The following is a 7,171-nucleotide window of genomic DNA, read 5'->3' as shown; positions in this document are numbered from 1 at the left end:
AAAATTGTGTCCAATTTTTGGGGTGCAGTTCATTACCTTTAGTTGCTTTTTTGCTTTATTGATTAAGTTACTTGACTTAAAATCAGATGGTTACTTAACCGAGTTCTTATATTGTTACTTAACTGGATTTCTTATTGCCCACCTAGGCAATTCTATTTTTGCCCACTTAGGCAACTTATTTTCTAAACACCGTAAATTTATCCAAAGCTTTTACTTCTTGCCATTGTCCCGGCATATCGGCTTTAAATTCTTTTAAACGGCGATTATCTACGATGGCAACAACATGATCACGTGTTGCCACGGTTTCTTCCGCAATGAACGGCATTACGTTTTTCGTATTCCAATTCATAGCCGATGGTTCAAGGCCCGGAATAGCAGCTGCTTTTTCAACACGATAAATCAACTGATTACTGTAGAATCCGGCGGACGTCTGATAACGCCCATAACTTACAACCATATCCCCCCGTTTAACCGTTTGTGCCACCACGTTGCCTACAGCTTTAGAAGAATAAGCGTTGCAATACGGCGTCGCTACGGCAAAGGTAAGCACGGAATACAATATGAGATTGGCAATCACGGTGTATTTCACCAGTTTCAAATGATTTACCATGACACGAGCCGCCAAAATAGCAATCGGCAATAAATACGGGAATGTATAGGTCGTGTATTTAGTAGCCATCAATTGATAGAACACAGCAATTGTAAAAGCCCAAATCAGTAAGAATACCGTAGTTTGGTCAAACTGCATCATAGCACGCAGGATTACTCGCCAAGTTGGGGTGCCATCTCTATTACCTTTAATAGCATCTTTCATAGCCGGTTGTGCGTGAATAATAGCGCCGGACGCACTTACGGATCCAATATTCATAACCAATGAGCCAAGATGATTATCATCATGGCCATCAAGTGAATCGGTGCCTTGCCCCAAGCTTATGCCGGTACTTGAAGTGGCTGCTATTTGCAAACGCTCACGCTGCGCCTGAAAACGACGTTTAAATAAATACGGTAAGGTAAATACCCACGGGAAGAATCCGATAATAAACATGCCCAAATAGTAATACCACACATTATCCCGCGGATGTTCCGAAACGGTAGCACGCAATACATTATGAACACCCAAGAAGGTGTCGATAAAATCCATGCCGTGCACGCTGTACATGTAGTAGTACCAAGGGCCGGCAGTTAGAACAAATATAGCAATCCCGCCAAGCCATTTCATATGAAGCAGCTCTTTGTAATCGCGCTGTGAAACGAGGAATAATACTACGATGAGACCTGGTAACAACAAGCCTATAGGACCTTTTGTCAAAACAGCCATTCCTGCAAAGAAATACGCTCCGTAATAGTAATTACGCTTTTTAAAATAATAGCCCAAATAGAAGAAAATAAGCGCCGCGTTGAAGAACACAAATAAGGTCATATCGGTAATTACAGTTTTAGAAATGAGACAATATTCTAACGATGTGCCCAAAATAACCGTAGCTACAAGCGCTGTCAGGCGGTTAAAGAGTTTTTGTGTGAACCAATAGGTCATGAGTAGACCGCTAATGCCGAATAGAGCCGGAAAAAAACGAGCTGCCCATTCGTTAATACCAAAGAGTTTAAAGGCGGCGATGACTTCCCAATAAAAGAAAATCGGTTTGTCATACCAATAATTACCGTAAATCTGAGGCGACAAATAATTGCCGGCCTGCAGCATTTCCTTCGCCGTTAAAGCGTAGTTTGATTCTACCGGATCCGTGATGGCAATGCCCCAATTGCCCAGAAAAAACAGATACACACCTAACAGTAGAATCCAGCCGAGATATTTTTTTGACTCACTCATGATGGGCACTCTCCTCAATCTGCTTATAAGATAATTCATAATCTGAAACTGAATTTTTAACTATTATGGGACGGCGCTGTGCATATTTTTTGTCAAGAAAACGCCAACCGTATACACTGGCCATACCGATAACCACTCCAAATATACCTCCCGCAATGACATCTGATGGATAGTGCACATATAAATAGATTCTTGAAAAACTGATAAGTAAGGCTACGCCTAAGGCCACATAACGGCCCGGAATCTTATTCATAAATAAAATTATAACTGCGGCTAAAGCTGACCAAGCATGACCTGACGGGAATGAATAATCCCAGGGTTCATGGATTAACAGTTGCACCGCCGGTTGCAGTTCAAACGGTCTAAGCCGTGCCACCATCGGCTTAACGCCCAAGTTCAAGAGAACAAAGCCTATGAGCATGGCCGTCATCATCATGTAACCTACTTTTCGGTATTTTTTTTGAAACATAAAGAATATGCCAAGAGCAATCCAGATTGCCCCGCCATTACCCAAATCAGTGGCTTCTTCCATGAAAATATCAAGCCAATGTGCATGCCCATATAACCATATATAATTTAAAATCGAAAAATCATACTGTTGTATGAGACTAAAAACTTGTTCCATCAATGTTAAAAACTCCTTTATTCCAATTTACACTCTCAGTATACAAAAGGGTTTTAAACAAGATTTACACCAAATATAAACAAAATTTAAACTTTTATTTCAAATTAATAAACCAAGTTTTTTCAATAAAAAAATAGCTGCCGGACGGGATTTTTCCCATCTGACAGCTATAATGCTTACCTTATATTCTATTTACTTTGTATTGCTCTTTGACATGCTATTGTCTCCGGCAATACTTTATCGAATGCTACATTTTAAACCAATACCCGTACTGCATTTTAACGCCACACTCGTACTACATTTTAAACCGATACCCGGCGCCCCACACGGTTTCAATGTAGCGCGGATTACTCGGATCATCTTCGATTTTTTCACGTAAACGATTGATATGAACAGCTACGGTTGCCACATCGCCAATGGCTTCGAGGCCCCAAATGCGCTCGTACAAGGTTTCTTTATCAAATACCAAATCACCGTTGCGGACTAAGAATAAAAGCAATTCATATTCTTTATTTTTCAAATTTACTTCTTTATTATGCACAAAGACGCGATGTGAGCCCGGCTGAATGAGTAAATGGCCCACCTGAATGTCCGCTTCCCCTTTGTTGCTCGTCGAGTCTTTACGCAAACGCTCATATTGCGCAATATTTGCCTTAACACGCGCTACCAAAATACTTGGGGAAAACGGTTTTTCAATGTAATCATCGGCACCCAGGCCTAGCCCGTGAATCTTATCTATATCTTCCTGCTTAGCCGTTACCATAAGAATCGGAATATCCAGTGTTTCTCTTAATTTCTTTAAAATACTAAAACCGTCAACGGTCGGCAACATGACATCAAGCAATATTAAATCAAAAGGTTCATTTAAGGCGAGTTCCAGCCCTTTGCCGCCGTCATTGGCGATGGTTACTTCAGCTCTAAATAGTCTCGCTCAATTTCAGCAATTGCTTGATCGTCTTCAATTATTAAAATTCGTTTCGCCACTGCATTAACCTCCGTATTTCGGGAACTTCATGATTATACGCAAACCACCGTCATCAGCGTTTTCAGCTTCAATGGTACCACCCATTTGCTGCACCATCTTTTTAACAATCGCAAGACCGAGCCCGCTCCCCTTATGAGGATTACTGCGCGCCGCATCACTGCGATAAAACACATCAAAGAGCCGTTCCAAACTGCTTTCATTCACTCCGGGGCCGTCATCCACTAAAATCAGCGCAACCATAGCTTCCTGAGTCTGACAGGAAATATATAAGTTACCGGTTTCATTCACTTTATATTTTACACTGTTATCGGCAATATTGGCTATGATATTGCGAATTTGAAACGGGTCAGCCCAAATCAAAGAATCGTGCTCAATCATTTCACGATGCAGAATTAAGCCCTTATTCTTATACGCTTCCCCTTCATTACGAATAAACAGTTCCAAATGCGCACCCAGGTCCATTTTTTCAGGATAGCTAGGATATTCTTCCAAATCCATTTTTGAAAACGTAAAGAGATTACTGATCATGTGCTCCATTTCATCCGCCTTTGTCTGAATCATACGCACATATTTTGCCTGTAATTCCGGCGTCGTCGCAATGCCGTCCTCCAAACCTTCCGCATAGGCCTTAATCGACGTTAACGGGAACCGTAAATCATGAGAAATTCCGGCTAATAACTCTTTACGATTTTGTTCCTGCTTTTGAATCAACGTTACCGACTCTTCCAAACGACGGGCCATATCGTTAAAATCTTCACAAATTGGTGCAAATTCGTCTTTACCGTCATAGGTAAGCTTAATTTTTAAATTGCCATCGCGAATTTGACGAACCCCCGATGCCAATAAATCTAAAGCACTGCGAATACGCTGAAACACAAAACGTGTTAAGAATTTATTCGCTACAATAATGCCTATGATAAACATAATGAAGATAAATATGAGCGACCATTTAACCGTGTTTTTAGCCGGCCAGGTTCGTATCTTGATTTCTGAACCATAAATATAGACTCGATAATCACCTGCCTTAGTCACCACATTTCGTGTTGCTACGGCATGACTACCGTTTGAAATGATACCGTCACCATTTAATTGATCTGCTGCATCTTCCAGCTTAAGGGCTTCCGCGTCCGGTGCATCGCCCCAAGTCCATAATTCACCGGTCGGGCTTGCCACACGCACTGTATAGCCGGTTACTTGACGCAGTGCCGCCGATACATCCGAAATCTTCGGATCGCGACCGGCCGCTGCCGTTTCCTGCAGCTTACCTTCCACCTGTGTCAGCATAAAGGTTCCGGTCCGCTCAAAATCTTCCAAATCACGGACCCCGATGTTATTCCGTTGCACGCTTGGAATCCAAATGGCTGCCAAGCTGACAAATACAATAAGTAACGCCACTATCGATGGAATGGCAATCATCAAAATATTGGAAATTACCAGGCGCTTTTTTATTAACATGCCTTACTTTGCCTCCCCCTGTCCTTCTATAATAGGATCTGTTTCCGGTTCCAATAATCGTTTATAAAAATAATCCATGGCAAATGCGCCGATTGGCGATGTGATTAAAATCGCCATGGCCGATGCGGCCAACACTAAAGGACCGCTATCAAGCCCCAAAGCCAGCGGAATACCGCCGATGGCTGCCTGCACAGTGGCTTTAGGGGCAAAGGAAATGGCACAGTAAATGCGCTCCTTCATATTGAGCTTCGTTTTTAACAAAGACACGCCTACACCCAAAGCACGCCCCATAGAACCTAAGGCGATAACGCCAATCAAAATGCCGCTCATGCTGAGCATATAGGTCGTATCGATAGCCGCTCCTACAAGCACGAATAGGATGATTTCAATAGGAATCCATAGTTGATTAATTTGTCGATTAAGAGCCTGCCCCAAATCATAAGACACCTGTCCTTTGACCACACTGGACATAATCATAACCGCCAAAAGACCTGAAACGGCCGCATACGGCTTGAACCAATTACTGATCGCCACCATCACAAACGATGCGGCAATCAAAATCGTCAGCAATAATGTCACTGTACCGGGCAATAATTGATCGCCTTTATTCATTCGTTTGGCAATATACGACAGTATAAAGCCACCTATAAAGCCCAGCACAATGCCACTAAACAATGCTACCGGAACCTGAGCGGCAATGGCCAAGGCACTCATGCCTTCCGGTGTAGCCACATGGGCCTCCACGAGCGCTAGTACTAATGAAAAAATAACCACGACTACAATATCTTCTAATGACGAAGCTACCATGATGAGTTGCGGAATCTTCTTTTTCGTCCCATAACGTAATTCAATGAGATGAATCATGCGAAAAACCACAACGGCCGGCGACACGGCACAAACGGCAGTCGCCAAAAGTAAAGCTTCCAGGCCATGGAGGCCAAATACATAAAGGCCTAAATACGTAAGTATTGTCAACTCTATTAACATTGGTACTGTCGACATCATCAGAAGTGGCCGTCCAAGACTCCAAATATCTCGCAAATTAATAGCAAGGCCTGCCTTTACAAGGATAACTATAAGAGCTAACTGCCGCAAATCAGGTGAAATGGTAAGCATGGTCGAATCGAGCCAATTGCCCCCCTGCGGTCCCAAAAGCATACCGGCCAACATAAGCCCGATAATGGTCGGCAGTTGTATTTTGCGACACACCGCAGCTAAAGCGGCGCCACCTAATATGACAAATCCTAATGATGTTAACATACTTTAAAAACCTCCTATGACACAAGCCGTCATCAGCGATTCCATTCACTCGGTTCAAGACTCGCTTCCAAACTTGGGTCCACATCCGTTGCCGGATTATATTTTCTGATTACTTTCTTAATTTTATGTAGCGGGTATGAGCCCTATCAGGTTGATGATACTATATTTACTGTCCTACATATGCGACATGGACACCATCAAAATGCCGTCGCCCACCTTCACGTGTACTGTATCATGCCACACATTACTTACACCTACCGGCTTTGTATTGTACAAAGTCGCATTTTTCAACGCATACTTAGCTCCCGTAATCGTCACATTATGACATTCGTCAGATAAAGCGAGTACCGACAAGGAGTAGTCCATCCGCGGTTCTAAGGTAATGTCGCCATGGCTAAACAGATAACTATCCGTATCGTGGCTCACCATGCGCACGACGGCCCCTTGTGACACAGCATACATGGCTGCCTGTACATTCCCCATTAAATGGTCAAAACGACCGCCAAAGGCACAATATAGAGTTAAGTCTTTATAATCATGTTCTAAGGCATAACGAATCGCTGCCAATGTGTCCGTATCATCTTTCATAGTCGGTAAATCAAGTATTTCAATACCCGGCGTGATTTTCCCGTGATAAGAATCAAAATCACCTACCACCAAGTCCGGTTCCAAATCGTATTCACGGATATAGGCATACCCTTTATCACAAGCTATCACAAAATCAGCTGTATCGATACCATCTAAAGGTGAAAAAATTCCACCCAGTACTATTGCACAATGTTTTCTCATAGTCGCTCCCGTCCTATTACAGTATAATATATGATTAACTATACACCATATGAGAGGATAAAGGAACAGCAAAGAAACACATAAGCCGAAACTGTTTCTTATACGTAAACTATGCCCACATGTTATACCTAAAATAAATCTCCCCATAGAGTATGAAAAAAGAGCTCCTTTACAGGAGCTCTTGCAAATATTAATTACAATGCTAAATTGCAATATCAAATTGAACACTTTG

The 7,171-nt window shown here is 42.4% G+C and carries 5 protein-coding genes and 1 pseudogene; all 6 read right to left on the bottom strand.

Going from position 1 to position 7,171, the window contains the following annotated elements:
- Positions 1-175: 175 nt before the first annotated feature.
- On the bottom strand, positions 176-1,825 hold the full coding sequence (locus QZL64_RS12850) for an ArnT family glycosyltransferase (RefSeq protein WP_021842354.1): 1,650 nt from the start codon (positions 1,823-1,825) through the stop codon (positions 176-178).
- Positions 1,818-2,450 (bottom strand): phosphatase PAP2 family protein, encoded by a 633-nt coding sequence (locus tag QZL64_RS12845; RefSeq protein WP_021842353.1) that lies wholly within the window; start codon positions 2,448-2,450, stop codon positions 1,818-1,820. The genes QZL64_RS12850 and QZL64_RS12845 overlap by 8 nt, the downstream gene beginning before the upstream one ends.
- A gap of 295 nt (positions 2,451-2,745) precedes the next feature.
- Positions 2,746-3,434: pseudogene (locus QZL64_RS12840) on the bottom strand (response regulator transcription factor).
- 4 nt (positions 3,435-3,438) lie between these two features.
- Positions 3,439-4,890 carry a sensor histidine kinase gene (locus QZL64_RS12835; RefSeq protein ID WP_021842351.1) on the bottom strand — a complete coding sequence of 484 codons (1,452 nt, stop codon included), beginning with the start codon at positions 4,888-4,890 and terminating at the stop codon, positions 3,439-3,441.
- 3 nt (positions 4,891-4,893) lie between these two features.
- Positions 4,894-6,150, bottom strand: a complete 1,257-nt coding sequence (locus QZL64_RS12830) for a cation:proton antiporter (RefSeq protein ID WP_021842350.1) — start codon at positions 6,148-6,150, stop codon at positions 4,894-4,896.
- 174 nt (positions 6,151-6,324) lie between these two features.
- Positions 6,325-6,939 (bottom strand): thiamine diphosphokinase, encoded by a 615-nt coding sequence (locus tag QZL64_RS12825; protein ID WP_021842349.1) that lies wholly within the window; start codon positions 6,937-6,939, stop codon positions 6,325-6,327.
- Positions 6,940-7,171: the final 232 nt, after the last annotated feature.

This window comes from Veillonella sp. CAG:933 (assembly GCF_000431435.1).
Taxonomy (GTDB): Bacteria; Bacillota; Negativicutes; order Veillonellales; family Veillonellaceae; genus Veillonella_A.
The sequence above is the reverse complement of the archived record's forward strand: the minus strand, read 5'-3'. Positions and strand labels throughout refer to the sequence as shown.